This is a genomic window from Psychrobacter urativorans (assembly GCF_904846695.1).
Taxonomy (GTDB): domain Bacteria; phylum Pseudomonadota; class Gammaproteobacteria; order Pseudomonadales; family Moraxellaceae; genus Psychrobacter; species Psychrobacter urativorans.
On record NZ_CAJHBR010000064.1, the window covers coordinates 1 to 1,188 of the forward strand.

Here is a 1,188-nt window from a genome sequence, read left to right on the forward strand (position 1 = left end):
TGTAACTATCCCCTAAACTAACACAGCTCAAACGTAGAATTTCTTATAAAATACCCATAAGGAGTTTTGATATGAGCAAACGAATGACTGAGACCCAAATAGTATCAATATTAAAAGAAGCAGAAGCTGGGATACCTGCTAAAGAGCTGTGCCGTAAATACGGAATTGCTAGCTCGACATTTTACAAATGGAAATCTAAATACGGCGGTATGGAAGCCTCTGACGTCAAACGCTTAAAAGAGCTTGAAGAAGAAAATCGTAGGCTTAAACAGATGTATGCTGACTTAAGCTTAAAAGCACAAATGCAGGAAGAGATCATAAAAAAGCTATAGCGCCTGTACCCGAGCGCAAAGTCTGGGCGCAAGAATTACAGGCGCAGTATGATGTCAGTATTGCAGTTAGTTGTCAGGTCGTTTGCATGAGTCGAACTGCTTACTACTACAAGCCTATGCTATCTGATGATAGTGAGATTATTGACGTCTTAAATAAGCTTACTGACAAGCACAATCGCTGGGGATTTCCAAAGTGCTTTAAACGTATGCGTAAGCTTGGTTATTCATGGAATCACAAGCGGGTACATCGTGTTTATACAGCATTAAACTTGAACCTACGCCGTAAGTCTAAAAGGCGGCTGCCAACACGTAATCCTCAGCCGCTAAGGGTGCCAAGTGCATTAGGGCATACTTGGTCTATGGATTTCATGAGTGACAAGCTATATAACAATATTCGTTTCCGCACTTTTAATGTGATTGATGATTATAACCGCGAAGTGCTAGGCATTGATATTGGTACCAGTATTCCCTCACTCCGAGTGATTCGCTACCTTAATCAACTAGCCGAGTGCCATGGTTACCCTAAGCAAATTCGTGTGGATAACGGCAGTGAGTTTACATCCAGCGTATTCACTGATTGGGCATCAGCTCATGGTATCTACATTGATTATATCGAGCCTGGCTGTCCTTATCAGAATGCTTATATTGAACGATTTAATCGCAGTTATCGCAATGAGGTTTTAGATTGCTACCTTTTCAATAATTTAAACGAGGTCAGTAAGCTAACCGAAGACTGGATCACGGTTTATAACACTGAAAGACCCCATGATTCACTTAATGATATGACACCTGCTGAGTACAGACAGGTGGCTTAATGATTCTACAATGATGTTGTGTTAAGAATGGGGTATTTACA

Annotated in this window: 1 protein-coding gene; it reads left to right on the plus strand. The window is 40.9% G+C overall.

The genetic code is table 11. The annotated features are described in order from the left end of the window. The first annotated feature begins 71 nt into the window (after positions 1–71). A protein-coding gene (locus JMY09_RS14370; RefSeq protein ID WP_406947606.1) for an IS3 family transposase occupies positions 72–1,147 on the plus strand; the annotation gives its coding sequence in 2 pieces (ribosomal slippage) (positions 72–296 and positions 299–1,147; 1,074 coding nt in all). Positions 1,148–1,188: the final 41 nt, after the last annotated feature.